Below are 17,666 nucleotides of genomic sequence, written 5' to 3'. Positions count from 1 at the left end.
GACAGACGAGAAGAGCGGATGCTGCAGCATCCGCTCTTCTCGTCTGTCTGTGGTGGACTCAGTCCTGGCCGCGACGCTCGCGCAGCTGCTTGAGCGCATCGTCGAGGAGGGTCTCGGCCTCTTCCTCGGTGCGACGCTCCTTCACGTAGGCGAGGTGCGTCTTGTAAGGCTCGGTCTTCGCGACGGCGGGAGGGTTCTCCTTGTCACGGCCGGCCGGCAGACCCGAGTGCGGGGAGTCGATCGTGTCGGGGATCTCTTCCTCGGGGATGCCCGCCGCGAAGTAGCGGACGGTCTCGTTGCCCAGAGCGTCCCAGTAGGAGACGGCCACGCGCTCGGCGTGGAAGCCGTGGTCCTGCTCGCCCATCGGACCGGCACCGACGCGGGTGCCGCGGATCGCGTTGCCTCCGGTGGCCATCAGAGGGCCTGGAACTTCGTGATCAGGCCGAGCGCGACGATCGAGGCGAACCACACCAGGGCGAGGACCACCGTGAACCGGTTGAGGTTGCGCTCGGCGAGGCCCGAGGAGCCGAGCGCCGACGTCATGCCGCCGCCGAACATGTCGGACAGGCCACCGCCGCGCCCCTTGTGGAGCAGGATGAGGAGAGTCAGCAGGAGACTCGTGATGCCGAGAAGCACCTGCAGGACGAACTCGAGGATCTGCACAGTCGTTGAAGCCTTTCGCTGCGATCGTTCGCCGATCGCACAAGGGTCAAGTATACGTGTAGGCCGGCGGGCGGTGAGGAATCCCTCACCGCCCGCCGGTCGCGGGGTCAGACCCCGACGTGCTTCTGGTAGCGGATGATCGCGGCGAACTCGTCGACGACGAGGCTCGCACCGCCCACCAGGGCGCCGTCCACGTCGGGCTCGCGCATGAAGCTCGCGATGTTCGCGGCCTTCACCGACCCGCCGTAGAGCACGCGCGTGCGCGCTGCCGCGTCCGCACCGAGCTTCTCGCCGATGACCTCGCGGAGCTTCGCGCAGACGTCCTGGGCCTGCTCCGGCGTCGCGGCCTGGCCGGAGCCGATCGCCCAGACAGGCTCGTAGGCGACGACGATGTCGGCGTCGGCCTTCAGACCCTCGAGCGCGACGGACAGCTGGCTGACCGGCACGGCGCTCGCACCGAACTTCTCGAGGTCTTCGCTGGTCTCGCCGACGCAGATCACGGGCACGAGGCCGTGCTTGAGTGCGGCCTTGACCTTCGAGCCCACGATCTCGTCCGTCTCGTCGTGGTACTGCCGACGCTCGGAGTGCCCGATGATGACGTAGGTCGCGTCGAGCTTGGCCAGGAATGCGCCCGAGATCTCGCCGGTGTAGGCGCCGGAGTCGTGCGCCGACAGGTCCTGCGCGCCGAGGGCGAACGGGATCTTGTCGGCGTCGAGCAGCGTCTGCACGGTGCGCAGGTCAGTGAAGGGCGGGAATACCGCGACCTCCACCGAGCCGTCCTCGTGCTTGGCGTCCTTGAGCGTCCAGTGCAGCTTCTGCACGAACGCCACCGCCTGCAGGTGGTCGAGGTTCATCTTCCAGTTGCCCGCGATGAGCGGGGTGCGCCTGCGGTGCTCCGCACTCGCTTCGGGCGTGCTCACTGCCATCCGAGGACCTCCAGTCCGGGGAGCTTCTTGCCCTCGAGGAACTCGAGGCTGGCGCCGCCGCCGGTCGAAATGTGACCGAAGGCGTCGTCGGCGAATCCGAGCTGGCGGACCGCCGCGGCGGAGTCGCCGCCGCCGACGACCGACAGGCCGTCGACCTCAGTGAGCGCCTGCGCCACCGCCTTCGTGCCTGCGGCGAACGGCGCGAGCTCGAACACGCCCATCGGGCCGTTCCAGAACACCGTCTGGGAGTCGCGCACGAGCGCGGCGAAACGCGCGGCGGTGTCGGGGCCGATGTCGAGGCCGAGGCCGGAGGCGCCGAACGCGGTGTCTTCGATCGCGTCGGCGCTGGTCACCACGTGCTCCGCGTCGGCGCCGAACTTCGAGGCCACGACGACGTCGGTCGGGAGCACGAGCTCGACGCCCGACTCCTCGGCGCGCCGCATGTACTCGCGGACCGTGTCGAGCTGGTCGGCCTCGAGGAGGCTCGAGCCGACCTTGTGGCCCTGCGCGGCGAGGAAGGTGAACAGCATGCCGCCGCCGATGAGGAGGCGGTCGACGCGCGGCAGCAGGTGGTCGATGACGCCCAGCTTGTCGCTGACCTTCGAGCCGCCGAGCACCACCGTGTATGGGCGCTCCGGGTTCTCGGTCAGGAGGTCGAGGACCTCGACCTCCTTCTCGATGAGGAAACCGGCGGCCGACGGCAGGATCTCGGCGAGGTCGTAGACCGACGCCTGCTTGCGGTGCACGACGCCGAAGCCGTCTGAGACGAGCACGTCGCCGAGCGAGGCGAGCTCCTCTGCGAACGCGCGACGGGTCGCGTCGTCCTTGGCGGTCTCGCCCGGGTTGAACCGGAGGTTCTCGATGATCGCGACGTCGCCGTCCTCGAGGGCGGCGACCGCTTCGCGGGCCGACTCCCCCACCGTGTCGCGGGCGAACGCGACGGGCTTGCCGAGGAGCTCCGAGAGTCGCTGCGCGACCGGCTCGAGGCTGTACTTCGCGTCGGGGGCACCGTCGGGCCGGCCGAGGTGCGAGCAGACGATGACGCGGGCGCCCTGGTTGATCAGGGCGTTGAGCGTGGGAAGCGTGGCCCGTACACGGCCATCGTCCGTGATGACCGCGTCCTTCAGGGGGACGTTGAGGTCAGCACGGACGATGACACGCTTGCCGGCCAGCGAACCCAGCGTGCTGAGGGTGCGCAGAGCCATCGGGATCAGAGCTTCGAGGCGACGATCTCGGTGAGGTCGACGAGGCGGTTCGAGTAGCCCCACTCGTTGTCGTACCAGCCGACGACCTTGACCTGGTTGCCGATCACGCGGGTCAGGCCCGCGTCGAAGATGCAGGAGTGGTCGTCGGTGACGATGTCGCTCGAGACGATCTCGTCCTCGGTGTACTTGAGGATGCCCTTGAGCGGGCCCTCGGCGGCGGCCTTGTAGGCGGCCTTGATCTCGTCGACCGTCACCTCGCGCTCGAGCTCGACCGTGAGGTCGGTCGCCGAGCCGGTGGGGACCGGGACGCGCAGCGCGAAGCCGTCGAGCTTGCCCTTGAGCTCCGGCAGCACCAGGCCGATGGCCTTGGCGGCACCGGTCGAGGTCGGGACGATGTTCAGCGCGGCGGCGCGGGCGCGGCGCAGGTCGCTGTGCGGGCCGTCCTGGAGGTTCTGGTCGGCGGTGTACGCGTGCACCGTCGTCATGAGGCCCTTGACGATGCCGAACTCGTCGTTGAGCACCTTCGCGAGCGGCGCGAGGCAGTTCGTGGTGCACGAGGCGTTCGAGATGATGTGCTGGGTCTCGGGGTCGTACTCGTCGGCGTTGGCGCCGATCACGAACGTGCCGTCCTCGCCGGTGGCCGGAGCCGAGATCAGGACCTTCTTGGCGCCACCCGCGATGTGCTTGGCGGCGTCGACGGCCTTGGTGAAGCGGCCGGTCGACTCGATGACGATGTCGACGCCGAGCTCGCCCCAGGGGAGGTTGGCGGGGTCGCGCTCTTCGAAGACCTTGATGGTCTTGTCGCCGACCGTGATCGAGTCCTCGGTGTACGAGACCTCCTGGTCGAGGCGGCCGAGGATCGAGTCGTACTTGAGCAGGTGCGCAAGCGTCTTGTTGTCGGTGAGGTCGTTCACCGCCACGATGTCGAGGTCCGCACCCTGCGCGAGAGCCGCGCGGAGGTAGTTGCGTCCGATTCGGCCGAAGCCGTTGATGCCGATCTTGACAGTCACGGAGTTTCTCCTGAGATGTGTCGTGCGCGAATGCGCGGTTGTTGCGATGCGAACGAGGACAACGGCGTCCCGGCGGGCTGTCCCGCCGGGACGGCCGCGCTAACTAGGACAGTACCAGCAGGCCCGAGGTCTTCTGACGGGCGGCGTCGAGGCGCTGCGCGACGTTCTGCCAGTTCGCGATGTTCCAGACCGCCTTGACGTAGTCGGCCTTGACGTTGAGGTAGTCGAGGTAGAAGGCGTGCTCCCACATGTCGAGCTGGAAGATCGGGATCGTGCCCTGCGCGGTGTTGCCCTGCTGGTCGAACAGCTGCTGGATGATGAGCTGCTCACCGATCGGGTCCCAGCTGAGGACGGCCCAGCCGGAACCCTGGATCCCGTTGGCCGCGGCAGTGAAGTGCGCCTGGAACTTGTCGAAGCCTCCGAAGAACTCGTCGATGGCGGCCTTCAGCTCGCCCTCGGGCTCGCCGCCGCCCTCGGGCGAGAGGTTGGTCCAGAAGATCGAGTGGTTGACGTGACCACCGAGGTGGAACGCGAGGTCCTTCTCGAGCTTGTTCACGTTCGCGAGGTTGCCGGACTCGCGCGCCTCGGCCAGCTGCTCCAGCGCGGTGTTCGCGCCGGTCACGTACGCCTGGTGGTGCTTGCTGTGGTGCAGCTCCATGATCTTGCCGCTGATGTGCGGCTCGAGTGCGGCGTAGTCGTAAGGGAGGTCGGGCAAGGTGTACTTCGCCATGTTCTCTTCTTCCTGTCGGCGCGCGCCGAAATCCCCGGCGCAGCGAGGGTGACGGATTCATCCTACTGAGCGGCAACGCCCGCGCGGCGGGGTTGCTTCCGTCTGTGACGTGTGGAAGACGGATGCTGCGGCCCGCAGCATCCGGACACGGCTGTCAGTCCTCGATACCGGCGGGTACGGCCGATTCGGTCCCGGGAAGGCCCTCGGCCTCGGCCTTCTTGTCGGCCATCGCGAGGAGGCGGCGGATACGGCCGGCCACGGCGTCCTTGGTGAGCGGCGGGTCGGCGTGGTGACCGAGTTCGTCGAGGCTCGCGTCGCGGTGCGCGAGGCGGAGGTCGCCCGCCTGACGGAGGTGGTCGGGCACCTCGTCGCCGAGGATCTCGAGCGCGCGCTCGACGCGCGCGCACGCGGCCACGGCGGCTTGCGCCGAGCGGCGCAGGTTCGCGTCGTCGAAGTTGACGAGCCGGTTGACGCCCGCGCGCACCTCACGGCGCTGACGCATCTGGTCCCATTCGGCGGCGGCGCGCGCAGCCCCCATCGCGGCGAGGGCGGCGCGGATCGCCTCACCCTCGCGCACGACGACGCGCGGGATGCCGCGCACCTCGCGCGCCTTGCCGGCGATGCCGAGGCGGTGCGCAGCGCCGACGAGCGCCATCGCGGCCTCGGACGAGGGGCAGGTGATCTCCAGCGCGGCCGAGCGGCCCGGATCGCTGAGCGTGCCGGCAGCGAGGAACGCACCGCGCCAGATGGCGGCGAGGTCGCCGCGCGAGCCGGTGGTGAGCTTGTTGGGGAGGCCGCGGACCGGGCGGCGGCGCTGGTCGAGGAGGCCGGTCTGCCGGGCGAGCGTCTCACCGCCCTCGATCACACGGACGGCATAGTGGCTGCCGGTCCGGGCTCCTGAGCCCTGCACGTGGACGAGCTCGGGCCTGACGCCGTAGAGCTCGACGAGGTCGCGAGCGGTGCGGCGCGCGAGGATGTCGGAGTCCAACTCGGCCTCGACGGCGACGCGGTTGGCGATCGAGTGCAGCCCTCCCGAGAATCGCAGCAGGGACGTGAGCTCGGCCACCCGTGCCGTAGGGCGCGGGTCTCGCACGGTGATCAGCTCGGCCTTCACGTCAGCGGTCAGCGACACGGGTCTCCTTCATGGGTCTTGCGGGAACGACCGTCAAGCCTACCCGGCCGCCCCGGCCGGGCGGCCCCGTCACTCGCGCCCGAGATCGCGGTGCGTCACACGGACCGCGACGCCGGGCACGCTCGCGAGGCGCTGCGCGAGCTCGCGCACCATCACGACCGAGCGGTGCTTCCCGCCCGTGCAGCCGATCGCGACGACGGAGTGGCTCTTGTTCTCACGCTGGTAGCCCTCGAGCACCGGACGCAGCGCTGCGCTGTATGCGTCGAGGAACTCCTCCGCGCCCTCCTGGCCGAGCACGTACTCGCGGACCTCCTCGTCCTCCCCCGTGAACGGACGCAGCCGCTCATCCCAGAACGGGTTCGGGAGGAACCGCATGTCGGCCACGATGTCGGCGTCCGGCGGCAAGCCGTACTTGAAGCCGAAGCTCTGGAGCGTCAGCGTGTGCCGTGCCGCGCCCTCCTCGCTGAACAGGTCAGCGACCTTGGTGGCGAGCTGGTGGATGTTGAACGAGGACGTGTCGATGATCACGTCGGCGCTCTCGCGCGCGGCGGCGAGGCGCACGCGCTCGCGACGGATGCCGTCGAGGATCGTGCCGTCGCCCTGCAGGGGATGCGGGCGTCGCACCGCCTCGAAGCGACGCACGAGCACCTCGTCCGAGGCATCCAGGAACAGCAGTCGGATCTGCCGACGCTCGCGGAGCGCGCGCATCGCGTCGGGGAGATCCGAGAAGAGGTCGCGCCCGCGCACGTCGACAACGACGGCGACACGGGGCAGCACTCCGCCGGCGAGCTCGGTGAGATCGAGCAGCGGCTTGAGCATCTGCGGGGGGAGGTTGTCGACGACGTACCAGTCGAGATCCTCCAGCGCGTTCGCCGCCGTGGACCGCCCGGCACCCGACATCCCCGTGACGATCAGCACTTCTCCGACGTCCTGACGCGTCGCCTCGCCCATGACCACCCCCGTCCCGACAAGCCTAGTCATACCGGACGGCCGCTCGTCGGCGCGACCGGCGCTATGGCGCGTCGGAGAGGACGGCAGGCTCGGCGAGGTGGGTGTGGATGGCCGACGCGAGCTTCGGGCCTACTCCGGGGAGCTCGGCGATCTCTTCGGGCGTCGCCTTCTTCAGCGCCGACACCGAGCCGAAGTGCCGCAGCAGCGCCTTGATGCGGGCGTCGCCGAGGCCCGGCACTTCCGCCAGCACGCTCTGGATGTCGCGGCGGCGGCGCTTGCGCTGGTGCGTGATCGCGAAGCGGTGGGCCTCGTCGCGCAGCCGCTGCAGCAGGTACAGCGCCTCCGACGTGCGGGGCAGGATCACGGGGTACTCCTCCCCCGGCAGCCACACCTCTTCGAGCCGCTTGGCGATGCCGCACAGCGCGATCTCCTCGTGCCCGGCGTCGCGCAGCGCCCGCGCCGCGGCCTCGACCTGCGGCTGTCCGCCGTCGACGACCAGCAGCTGCGGCCGGTACGCGAAGCGCGGGCGGCGCCGCTCGGTCACGACCTCGCCGTCCGCGGTCGGATCCGGCGCGGCATCGGGCTCGTTCTCCTCCGGGCGATCGAGGTACGCGAGCCGGCGCGTGAGCACCTGGTAGAGCGAGTCGGTGTCGTCGGTGGTCTCGGCGACGCCGAACGAGCGGTACTGGTCCTTGCGGGGCAGGCCGTCCTCGAACACCACCATCGAGGCGACGACGTTCGTCCCGCTCAGGTGCGACACGTCGAAGCATTCGATGCGCAGCGGCGCCTCGGCGAGGTCGAGCGCCTCCTGCAGATCCGTGAGGGCCTGGCTGCGCGCGACGTAATCGCTGGTGCGACGGGTCTTGTGCAGCATCAGCGCCTGCTGCGCGTTGAGGGTCGCGGTGCGCATGAGGTCGGCTTTGCGGCCGCGCTGGGCGATCTGGATCGTCACGGCCTTGCCACGGCGCGTGCGCAGCCATTCCTCGAGGTCGGCGGCGTCGTCGGGCATCGCCGGCACCAGCACCTGCTTCGGGATGTCGGCGCCCGCGGCGTTGCCGTATGTGCGCTGCAGCACCTGGTCGACGAGTTCGCCGCCGGTGATGTCGAGCTCCTTCTCGATCGTGGTCGCCCGCACGCCGCGCACGCGGCCACCGCGGATCACGAAGTGCTGCACGGTGGCGGCCAGTTCGTCTTCGGCGATGCCGAAGAGATCGGCGTCCGTGTCGGAGGCGAGCACCAGGGCGCTGCGGTTCAGCACGGCGTCGATCGACTGCAGCCGGTCGCGGTAGACGGCGGCCGCCTCGTAGTCCATCGCGGCCGAGGCCTCGCGCATGCGCGCGGTGAGCTCCCTCGTGAAGCGCTGGTCGCCGCCCGACATGAAGGCGATGAAGTCGTCGACGATGGCGCGGTGCTCCTCGATCGTGACCTTCATCGAGCAGGGACCCCCACAGCGTCCGATCTGCCCGGGGAAGCACGGCCTCCCGGTCGCCATCGCCTTCTTGTACGACGAGTCGCTGCAGGTGCGGATCGGGAACACCCTGATCATGAGGTCGATCGTGTCGTGCACCGCCCACACCTTCGGATACGGGCCGAAGTACTTCGCCCCCGGGATGCGGCGGTTGCGCGTCACGATGACGCGCGGCGCCTCGTCGGCGAGCGTGATCGCCATGAACGGGTACGACTTGTCGTCCTTGTAGCGGACATTGAACGGCGGATCGAACTCCTTGATCCACTGGTACTCGAGCTGCAGCGAGTCGACGTCGGTCGCGACGACGGTCCACTCCACCGATGCCGCGGTCGTCACCATGCGCCGCGTGCGCTCATGGAGCGTATGCAGCGGCGCGAAGTAGTTCGACAGGCGCGCACGCAGGTTCTTCGCCTTGCCGACGTACAGCACGCGCCCGTCGCGGTCGCGGAAGCGGTAGACGCCGGGATTGGTCGGGATCTCGCCCGGCTTCGGCTTGTACGGGACGGTGGGAGCGGAGCGCGCCATGCGGCTCAGCCGGCCTTGCGGGCCTCGACGAGCTCGGTGACCGCGTGCGTGGGGGCGCGCAGCCCGAGGACCTCGGCGAGGAACGCGCCGGTGTGGCTGTCCTCCGAGCGGGCGACATGCTCGGGCGTGCCCGTCGCGATGACCTGGCCACCGCCCGATCCGCCCTCGGGACCGAGGTCGATCACCCAGTCCGAGGACTTGATCACGTCGAGGTTGTGCTCGATGACGATGACGGTGTTGCCCTTGTCGACCAGGCCGTTCAGCACCTCGAGCAGCTTGCGGACGTCTTCGAAGTGCAGACCCGTGGTCGGCTCGTCGAGCACGTAGATCGACCGGCCGTTGGTGCGTCGCTGCAGCTCGGTCGCGAGCTTCACGCGCTGCGCCTCGCCGCCCGAGAGCGTCGTGGCCGACTGCCCGAGGCGCACGTAGCCGAGACCGACGTCGACGAGGGTCTTCAGGTAGCGGTGGATGGCCTGGATCGGCTCGAAGAACTCCGCCGCCTCGGCGATCGGCATCTCGAGCACCTCGGCGATGTTCTTGCCCTTGTAGTGCACCGCGAGGGTGTCGCGGTTGTACCGCTTGCCGTGGCAGACCTCGCAGTCGACATACACGTCGGGCAGGAAGTTCATCTCGATCTTGATCGTGCCGTCGCCCGAGCACGCCTCGCACCGGCCGCCCTTGACGTTGAAGCTGAACCGGCCCGGCTGATAGCCGCGCACCTTCGCCTCGGGCGTCTCGCTGAAGAGAGTCCGGATGCGGTCGAACACGCCCGTGTACGTCGCCGGGTTCGACCGCGGCGTGCGGCCGATCGGCGCCTGGTCGACGTGCACGACCTTGTCGAGATTGTCGAGTCCGGTCACCCGCGTGTGCTTGCCGGCGACCCGGCGCGCGCCGTTGAGGCGCGTCGCGAGGACCTGATACAGGATGCCGTTGACCAGCGACGACTTGCCCGAGCCGCTGACTCCGGTGACCGCGGTGAGCACGCCGAGCGGGAAGTCGACAGTGACGTTCTTGAGGTTGTTCTCGCGCGCGCCGACGACCGACACCTGGCGCTTCTTGTCGATCTTGCGGCGCTTCTTCGGGGTGGGGATGGAGCGCCGGCCCGACAGGTAGTCGCCGGTGATCGAGTCTGGATCGGCGAGGAGCTCGCCGATCGGGCCCGAGTGCACGACCTCGCCGCCGTTGACGCCGGCGCCCGGACCGATGTCGACGACCCAGTCGGCGGCATGGATCGTCTCCTCGTCGTGCTCGACCACGATGAGCGTGTTGCCGAGGTCGCGGAGCGCCACGAGGGTCTCGATGAGGCGGCGGTTGTCACGCTGGTGCAGGCCGATCGACGGCTCGTCGAGCACGTACAGCACGCCGGTGAGGCCGGAGCCGATCTGGGTCGCGAGCCGGATGCGCTGCGCCTCACCGCCCGACAGCGTCGCCGCGGCGCGGCTGAGGCTGAGGTAGTCGAGGCCGACGCGGATGAGGAAGTCCAGCCGCAGGCGGATCTCGCGCAGCACCTGGGCGGCGATCGTCGCCTCGCGATCGGTGAGCGTCAGCTTGGCGAAGTACTCGCGTGCCTCGCCGAGGCTCAGGCGCGACGCATCCGCGATGGAATGCCCGTGCACCTGCACGGCCAGCACCTCGGGCTTGAGCCGGGCGCCGTCGCACACCGGACACGGCACCTCACGGAGGTACTCGGCCCAGCGCTGGCGCTGTGTGTCGGACTCTGCCTGCGTGTACTGGCGCTCGATGTAGGGCACGACGCCCTCGAAGCCCGACGAGTACCGCATCTCGCGGCCGTAACGGTTCTTCCACCGCACGGTGACCTTGTAGTTCTCACCGCGCAGCACCGCCTCGCGGACCTCGGACGGAAGCCTCTTCCACGGCGTGTCGAGCGAGAAGGCGAGGTCGTTGGCGAGACCCTCGAGCAGGCGCTCGTAGTACTGGAAGAGGCCCTTGCCCTGGGTCGTCCACGGGATGAGGACGCCTTCACGGATCGAGAGGTCTTCGTCGCCCAGCATGAGCTCGACGTCCACCGACATGCGGGTGCCGAGACCCGAGCACGCCGGGCACGCGCCGAACGGCGCGTTGAACGAGAACGTGCGGGGCTCGATCTCGGTCAGCTGCAGCGGGTGGCCGTTCGGGCACGCGAGCTTCTCGGAGAAGGACTGCCACGCGGCGTCGCCCTCTTCGTCGACGAAGTTGACCTGCACGACACCGCCGGCGAGCGAGAGCGCGGTCTCGACCGAGTCGGTGACGCGATCCAGGATGCCGGGTGCCGCGACGAGGCGGTCCACCACGACGGCGATGTCGTGCTTGTAGCTCTTCTTGAGGGTCGGCGGCTCGGCGAGCTGGATCAGCTCACCATCGACGATCGCACGGGCGTAGCCCTTCGCGCCGAGCTCCTTGAAGAGGTCGACGAACTCCCCCTTCTTCTGGGTGACGACGGGAGCGACGACCTGGTACCGCGTGCGCTCTGGCAGCTCCATGAGCTGGTCCGCGATCTGCTGCACGGTCTGACGCTGGATGACCTCGCCGCACTCGGGACAGTGCGGCACGCCGATGCGCGCCCACAGCAGGCGCATGTAGTCGTGGATCTCGGTGATCGTGCCGACCGTCGACCGCGGGTTGCGGTTGGTCGACTTCTGGTCGATCGACACGGCGGGGCTCAGCCCCTCGATGAAGTCGACGTCGGGACGGTCGACCTGACCGAGGAACTGCCGGGCGTACGCGCTCAGCGACTCGACGTAGCGGCGCTGGCCCTCCGCGAAGATCGTGTCGAACGCGAGGCTCGACTTGCCCGAGCCCGAGAGGCCCGTGAACACGACGAGCGAATCGCGCGGGATGTCGAGGTCGACGTCCTTGAGGTTGTGCACGCGGGCACCGCGGACGCTGAGCTTTCCGCTGGTACCGCCGACAGAGTTTCCGGTCATGTTTCCGGGCAGGGCGACAGGGACGATGGGCACCCGACAAGTCTAGGTGGGGCCTCCGACGTTGAGACTGGTAGCGCCCCGCCGAGCGTCTGACTCAGCCTCCGACTGGCCCTGGTGCCTTCAAAGTGATCCGTCGACACCGGGCGGGGCTTCTGAGGTCGCCGACCAGGCGGACATGACTTCATAGGAGCCTGGGCGAACAGGCCCCCATCAACGTCCTGTCTGCCCGCCCGGTCGGTTGCCGATCCGACTAGAGAAGGGCAGAACCATCATGACAACACCTGCGGTGGAAGTCATCGCCGGAGTCGACACGCACGCCGATACGCATCATGCCGCCGTCGTCGACAGCGCCGGGCGGAGACTGGGCGATCGTCAGTTCCCGGCGACTGAGGCCGGCTATCTCGCGCTGATCGCGTTCATCGTGTCGTTCGGTGTGCTGCTGCGGGTTGGTGTCGAAGGCACCGGTTCGTACGGGGCCGGCCTGGCCCGTGTTCTGCGTGATCACGGCATCCTGGTCAGTGAGGTGATCCGCCCGAACCGGCAGACCCGGCGGATGCGGGGCAAGTCCGACCCGATCGACGCGTACGCCGCTGCCGCGACCGCGCTGGCCGAGACCGATCTGCCCGTGCCGAAGACCGCGGATGGTCAGGTCGAAGCGATCCGACACGTCCTGGTCGCCCGCCGCAGCGCTGTCAAGGCCCGCACCGCCGCGCAAGTGCAGATCAAGACCCTGTTGGTGACCGCTCCCGAGAAGATCCGCCAGAAGTATCGGGGCCGGACCGATAAATCCCTGATCAGCACCCTCGCCGCCACCGGCCCGGCCGATGCCGTCGATGTGACGACGATCGTCGCCCGCACGCTCCGGTCCCTCGCCCGCAGACACCAGCAGCTCACCGACGAGATCACCGACCTCGAGTCCCTCCTCGAACACCTCACCAGGCAGCAGAACCCGGCCCTCGCTGCCGCGAAGGGCGTCGGCCCGGTCACCGCCGCGCAACTGCTCGTGACGGCCGGAGACAACCCGGAACGGCTCCACGGGGAAGCCGCGTTCGCCGCGCTCTGCGGAGTCAGCCCGATCCCCGCGTCCAGCGGGAAGACCACCCGCCACCGCCTGAACCGGGGCGGTGACCGGCAAGCGAATGCTGCCCTGCACCGGATCGTGCTGGTCAGGATGAGCTACGAACAACGCACCCGAGACTACGTCGCCAAGAAACGCGCCGAGGGCCGCTCAACGCGGGAGATCATCCGCTGTCTGAAACGCACCGTCGCTCGGGAGATCTTCACCCTGCTCACCCAAGACGTCGAGATCCCAGCCTTCGACGATCTCCGCCCTCTCCGCCAGCAACGCGGCATCAGCCTCGAGACCGCCGCCCAACACTTCAGCGTCTGGCCCATGAAGATCTCCACCATCGAACGCGGAAAACGACGCGACGACGACTTCGCCACCACCTACCGCAAATGGCTCCTCACGGCTTGACAACCAATAGGAGCATCACGAGGGCTGGGAGCCGTTCGCCGTGCGCGAAGACGAGGCACCGGGCGCCCGGGGTCAGCGAGCGCCGGCGAAGGGCTGCAGCGCGTCGCGGAGCGCCAGGAGCGCGGCGGCATCCGTCCCCACACTCGCCATCACCTGGCCCGGCACGTCGAGCGCCTGTGCGCGAAGACGCGTTCCGGCCTCGGTGAGACGGACGTCGAGCACCCGCTCGTCGTCGTCGCGGCGCGAGCGGGTGACGAGATCCTGCGCCTCGAGGCGCTTCACGAGCGGCGAGAGGGTCGCGGGTTCCAGGGCGAGCTCGGCGGCCAGCTCGCGAAGCGACCGCGGGGACCTCTCCCACAGCGCGAGCATCACGAGGTACTGCGGGTGCGTGAGGCCGAGCGGCTCGAGGATGGGCCGGTACAGTCCGACGACGTTGCGCGCGGCGGTCACCAGGGCGAAGCAGACCTGGTTGTCGAGCTTGAGCAGGTCGTCGGGGCTGAGTTCGGCATCTGACACCTGATGATTCTATCGTGCACTAATCGTTAGTACACTAAGAAACATGCCAGACACGGATGCCTCCACCCCCGACCGTCGTCCGCTCCGCGAGCGCGTGCGCGAAGCCGGCGGCTGGTACGCGTTCCTCAACTCCAACCTCATCCGCGTCGCCGGCCCCGCCGCCGTCGGACCCTACGAGACGACTCCCCCGCCGAGCCAGGCGGAACGAGCCGAGCGCGCGTGCCCGCTGTGCGGTGCACCTATCTCGCAGCACACGTTCGACCGCTCGGGACCCAAGCCGCTGATGCACTGCCCCTAGCCATGGGGATGCCGGAGCGACGTCGAAGGGCGCCGGCTCAGGCGTGACCCGCGCGCTCCATGGCGCGCAGCTCTTTCTTGAGGTCCTGGACCTCGTCGCGGAGGCGTGCGGCGAGCTCGAACTTCAGCTCCCCGGCCGCCGCGAGCATCTGCTGGCTGAGGTCGGCGATGGTCGCCTCGAGCTGCTCCGCCCCTTCCGCCGCGATGCCCTCGCGCCGCAGCTGCGGGGTCGGGCTCTTGCCGACACCGGACTTCGTCTTCGCCGCGGCCTTGCCCCGCAGCATCCGATCGGTGTCGGAGGCTTCGCGCGCGAGCACCTCGGTGATGTCGGCGATGCGCTTGCGCAGCGCCTGCGGCTCGATGCCGTTGGCGGTGTTGTAGGCGATCTGCTTCTCGCGGCGCCGGTCGGTCTCTTCGATCGCCTTCGCCATCGAGTCGGTCACCGTGTCGGCGTACATGTGCACCTGGCCCGACACGTTGCGGGCCGCGCGACCGATCGTCTGGATGAGGGACGTGCCGCTGCGGAGGAACCCCTCCTTGTCGGCGTCGAGGATCGACACCAGCGAGACCTCGGGCAGGTCGAGACCCTCGCGGAGGAGGTTGATGCCCACGAGCACGTCGTACACGCCCGCGCGCAGCTCGCTGAGGAGCTCGACGCGCCGCAGCGTGTCGACGTCGGAGTGCAGGTAGCGCACGCGAACGCCGTGCTCGCCGAGGAAGTCGGTGAGCTCCTCGGCCATCTTCTTCGTGAGCGTCGTGACGAGCACGCGCTCGTCGCGCTCGACGCGGAGGCGGATCTCTTCGAGGAGGTCGTCGATCTGGCCCTTCGACGGCTTCACCACGATCTCGGGGTCGACGAGGCCCGTCGGGCGGATGATCTGCTCGACCACGCCGTCGGCGATGCCCATCTCGTACCGGCCTGGTGTCGCCGACAGGTACACCGTCTGGCCGACGCGGTCCTTGAACTCGTCCCACCGGAGCGGCCTGTTGTCGAGCGCGCTCGGCAGCCGGAACCCGTGCTCGACGAGGGTGCGCTTGCGCGAGGCGTCCCCCTCGTACATCGCCCCGATCTGCGGGACGGTGACGTGGGACTCGTCGATCACCATGAGGAAGTCGTCGGGGAAGAAGTCGAGGAGCGTGTGCGGCGGCTCGCCCGGGGCGCGCCCGTCCATGTGACGCGAGTAGTTCTCGATGCCCGAGCAGAACCCGAGCTGCTGCAGCATCTCGAGGTCGAAGGTGGTGCGCATGCGCAGGCGCTGCGCCTCGAGCAGCTTGTTCTGCGACTCGAGCTCCTTCAGGCGGTCGGCGAGCTCGTCTTCGATCGTGCCGATCGCGCGCTGCACCGTCTCGGTGCCGGCGACATAGTGCGACGCGGGGAAGATCGGCACGGCGTCGAGCCGCTGCACCACGTCGCCCGTGAGCGGGTGGAGCATGAACAGCGCCTCGATCTCGTCTCCGAACATCTCGATGCGGATCGCGTACTCCTCGTACACGGGGATGATCTCGATGGTGTCGCCGCGCACGCGGAAGTTGCCGCGCGAGAAGTCGACGTCGTTGCGGTTGTACTGCATCGCGATGAACTTGCGGATGAGCGCGTCGCGGTCGTAGACCTCCCCCACCTGCAGCGCCACCATGGCACGGCGGTACTCGTCGGGCGCACCGAGGCCGTAGATGCACGAGACGGTGCTGACGACGATCACGTCGCGGCGGCTGAGCAGCGAGTTGGTCGTCGAGTGGCGCAGCCGCTCGACCTCGGCGTTGACCGACGAGTCCTTCTCGATGAACGTATCGGTCTGCGGGACGTACGCCTCGGGCTGGTAGTAGTCGTAATAGCTGACGAAGTACTCCACCGCGTTGTGCGGCATGAGCTCACGGAACTCGTTCGCCAGCTGCGCGGCCAGGGTCTTGTTGTGCGCGAGCACGAGGGTCGGTCGCTGAACGGCCTCGACGAGCCAGGCCGTCGTCGCCGACTTGCCGGTACCGGTCGCGCCCAGCAGCACGACGTCGGTCTCGCCGGCGTTGATGCGCGCCGCCAGCTGCGCGATCGCCTGGGGCTGGTCACCCGACGGCTCGTATTCGCTCACGACCTCGAACGGCCGCACGGATCGTGTGGTCTGCACCAATCCAGCGTAGGCGCGGCCCCCGACATCGGGGCGGCGTTCGCGATGAGCGGATGCTGCGGCGCGTGCCCGCGCGGTTCAGCCGCCGAATCCCCCGCCGCCGTCGAAGCCACCGCCGAAGCCCCCGGCGTCGAAGCCACCGCCGAAGCCGCCCCCGTCGAAGCCGCCGCCGCCGTCGTATCCGCCGCCCGCGCCGCCGTCGTACCCGCCGGAACCGGGGTCGTAGGTCTCGCCGATCCACGCGGGGCTGTCGCCGAGCTGCAGCGATCCGGCGCCGACCGTGAAGTACGCGGCGATCGAGCTCGACACCAGGAACTGGTTCGCCACGATCGTCATCACGCCGACGTTCAGGAGCATCGCGCGTGCATCGACGCCGTCGCGCGGATCGCGATCGTCGACGGCGACGGCCGTGCGGGCGGGGTCCGTCGCCGCCTGCGTCGCCGCATCCGCCTCCGCGGCGCGCCGTGCCTTGTGCTCCTCGGCGCGGCGGACGAGCCGTGCGATCACCGTCGGGTCCTCGGCGGCCGCGTCACGCTCCGAGTCGGCGAGGAACGGCCGCAGCTGCTCGAACATCTCGCGCCGGCGCTCCGGCGGGAGGTCGGCGAAGGCCGTGGCGTGCGCGCTCTCGATCACGGAAGCGGGCAGGGTGTTGAGGAGGTAGACGTAGCGCGCGATGCGCTCCTCCTCGGTCGTCGCACCGTACGGCGTCCTGCGCCGGCGGAACCTCGAGAACACGGCCATCTGGGACCTCCTCGCTCCGCTTCCAGATTACGTTCGCGCGGCGCGCTGCGCGACGTGTTCGTCGAGCGATCTCCACAGCTCGTCGGCCTGGCGCTCGGTGCTCTCGAGCGAGCCCGCGGTGTCGATGACCACATCGGCGATCCGGAGGCGGGCCTCGTCGGGCACCTGAGATGCGAGGCGGGCCGCAGCTTCGGTCTCGGTCATCCCGCGCAGCTCGACGAGACGCCGGAGGCGGACGTCTTCGGGGGCGTGCGCCACGATGATGAGCTGCCAGGGGTCGTCGACGCGTGCCTCGACGAGCAGCGGCACGTCGTAGACGACCACCGCGTGGGGGTCGGCCGCGAAGGCCTCCTCGAACCGGCGCGCGGATTCGGCGCGGACGGCGGGGTGGACGATCCCGTTGAGCCGGGCGATCGCGGCGTCGTCGCCGAACACCCGGCTGCCGAGGGCGGCGCGGTCCAGGGATCCGTCGGGACGCAGCATCCGTTCCCCGAAGTTCTCGGCGATCGCGGCCAGCACCGGCGAGCCGGGCTGCTGCACCTCGCGGACCAGCTGATCGGCGTCGACGACGACCGCGCCATGCTCGGCGAGGCGACGGGCGATCGTGGACTTTCCCGAGGCGATGCCTCCGGTGAGGGCGACGAGCGGCATGGTTCGAGCATGCCACGCCGCGGCGCCGCGGACGCCCGCAAGCCTTGCGCGGTTCCTGAGGCGGGCCTGAGCGAGCATTGAGGCACCGGAGGTAGCCTCGGGGCACCCGAAGGACAGATTCACCCGTGCAGCACTGGGGAGGGCGGAAGATGAGCGCCGGACCCGACATCGTGGCGACCGACGCGACACCGCCCCGCTGCACCAGCCGGATCGTCCTGGGGTACGGAAGGGCCGCACGCGTGGGGACGACAGCGGCTCCGGTCCGTGCACGGAGGACGCGCGCAGGGCGGGATGTGGGGATAGCTCCCGCCCTCCGCGCGGCCCGCCGGG

The 17,666-nt window shown here is 69.4% G+C and carries 15 protein-coding genes and 1 pseudogene; 2 read left to right on the top strand and 14 right to left on the bottom strand.

Annotated elements, in window-relative coordinates; all coding sequences use genetic code 11:
• Window positions 1–58 precede the first annotated feature (58 nt).
• The 10 genes from ACVN90_RS07895 to uvrA all read right to left on the bottom strand — a co-directional run bounded on the left by ACVN90_RS07895 (window position 59) and on the right by uvrA (window position 11,567).
• Window positions 59–415, bottom strand: coding sequence for an RNA polymerase-binding protein RbpA (locus ACVN90_RS07895; RefSeq protein ID WP_056367156.1), 357 nt, complete (start codon window positions 413–415; stop codon window positions 59–61).
• Complete coding sequence (secG, locus tag ACVN90_RS07890; RefSeq protein WP_045298839.1) at window positions 415–663, bottom strand: preprotein translocase subunit SecG; 249 nt, start codon at window positions 661–663, stop codon at window positions 415–417. Before secG ends, ACVN90_RS07895 begins: the two co-directional genes overlap by 1 nt.
• Window positions 664–770: 107 nt before the next feature.
• Window positions 771–1,589: a triose-phosphate isomerase gene (gene tpiA / locus ACVN90_RS07885; RefSeq protein WP_475101575.1), complete on the bottom strand. Its 819-nt coding sequence runs from the start codon at window positions 1,587–1,589 to the stop codon at window positions 771–773.
• A complete protein-coding gene (locus ACVN90_RS07880) occupies window positions 1,580–2,794 on the bottom strand; it encodes a phosphoglycerate kinase (protein ID WP_475101574.1) in 1,215 nt (404 codons plus the stop codon). The genes tpiA and ACVN90_RS07880 overlap by 10 nt, the downstream gene beginning before the upstream one ends.
• Window positions 2,795–2,799: 5 nt before the next feature.
• Window positions 2,800–3,804, bottom strand: coding sequence for a type I glyceraldehyde-3-phosphate dehydrogenase (gap, locus tag ACVN90_RS07875; RefSeq protein WP_475101573.1), 1,005 nt, complete (start codon window positions 3,802–3,804; stop codon window positions 2,800–2,802).
• A gap of 103 nt (window positions 3,805–3,907) precedes the next feature.
• Window positions 3,908–4,534, bottom strand: coding sequence for a superoxide dismutase (locus ACVN90_RS07870; protein ID WP_116193634.1), 627 nt, complete (start codon window positions 4,532–4,534; stop codon window positions 3,908–3,910).
• A gap of 154 nt (window positions 4,535–4,688) precedes the next feature.
• Entirely contained in the window at window positions 4,689–5,666 is a 978-nt protein-coding gene (gene whiA, locus ACVN90_RS07865; RefSeq protein WP_378902964.1) for a DNA-binding protein WhiA, read from the bottom strand.
• A 69-nt stretch (window positions 5,667–5,735) separates the two neighbouring features.
• The gene (gene rapZ, locus ACVN90_RS07860) at window positions 5,736–6,617 is read right to left on the bottom strand and encodes an RNase adapter RapZ (RefSeq protein WP_475101572.1); all 882 of its coding nucleotides are present in this window, start codon (window positions 6,615–6,617) and stop codon (window positions 5,736–5,738) included.
• A 61-nt stretch (window positions 6,618–6,678) separates the two neighbouring features.
• Window positions 6,679–8,610, bottom strand: coding sequence for an excinuclease ABC subunit UvrC (gene uvrC, locus ACVN90_RS07855; protein WP_475101571.1), 1,932 nt, complete (start codon window positions 8,608–8,610; stop codon window positions 6,679–6,681).
• A 5-nt stretch (window positions 8,611–8,615) separates the two neighbouring features.
• Window positions 8,616–11,567, bottom strand: coding sequence for an excinuclease ABC subunit UvrA (uvrA, locus tag ACVN90_RS07850; RefSeq protein ID WP_475101570.1), 2,952 nt, complete (start codon window positions 11,565–11,567; stop codon window positions 8,616–8,618).
• Window positions 11,568–11,805: 238 nt separating this feature from the next.
• Here uvrA and ACVN90_RS07845 point away from each other — a divergent pair.
• Window positions 11,806–12,831: pseudogene (locus ACVN90_RS07845) on the top strand (IS110 family RNA-guided transposase); the annotation flags it as partial.
• Window positions 12,832–13,083: 252 nt separating this feature from the next.
• Here ACVN90_RS07845 and ACVN90_RS07840 read toward each other — a convergent pair.
• A complete protein-coding gene (locus ACVN90_RS07840) occupies window positions 13,084–13,527 on the bottom strand; it encodes a MarR family winged helix-turn-helix transcriptional regulator (protein WP_475101569.1) in 444 nt (147 codons plus the stop codon).
• A 43-nt stretch (window positions 13,528–13,570) separates the two neighbouring features.
• Here ACVN90_RS07840 and ACVN90_RS07835 point away from each other — a divergent pair, with 43 nt between their 5' ends.
• Window positions 13,571–13,825, top strand: a complete 255-nt coding sequence (locus ACVN90_RS07835; protein WP_475101568.1) for a hypothetical protein — start codon at window positions 13,571–13,573, stop codon at window positions 13,823–13,825.
• A gap of 37 nt (window positions 13,826–13,862) precedes the next feature.
• Here the strand turns inward: ACVN90_RS07835 and uvrB are convergent, their stop codons facing one another.
• The 3 genes from uvrB to coaE form a co-directional block, all read right to left on the bottom strand.
• On the bottom strand, window positions 13,863–15,944 hold the full coding sequence (gene uvrB / locus ACVN90_RS07830) for an excinuclease ABC subunit UvrB (protein ID WP_475101567.1): 2,082 nt from the start codon (window positions 15,942–15,944) through the stop codon (window positions 13,863–13,865).
• Window positions 15,945–16,022: 78 nt separating this feature from the next.
• Complete coding sequence (locus ACVN90_RS07825) at window positions 16,023–16,685, bottom strand: hypothetical protein (protein ID WP_475101566.1); 663 nt, start codon at window positions 16,683–16,685, stop codon at window positions 16,023–16,025.
• 27 nt (window positions 16,686–16,712) lie between these two features.
• Complete coding sequence (coaE, locus tag ACVN90_RS07820; protein WP_475101565.1) at window positions 16,713–17,336, bottom strand: dephospho-CoA kinase; 624 nt, start codon at window positions 17,334–17,336, stop codon at window positions 16,713–16,715.
• Between the last annotated feature and the right edge of the window lie 330 nt (window positions 17,337–17,666).

It is taken from the genome of Microbacterium sp. F01 (assembly GCF_056156365.1).
This window is presented reverse-complemented; position numbering and strand designations above follow the sequence as displayed.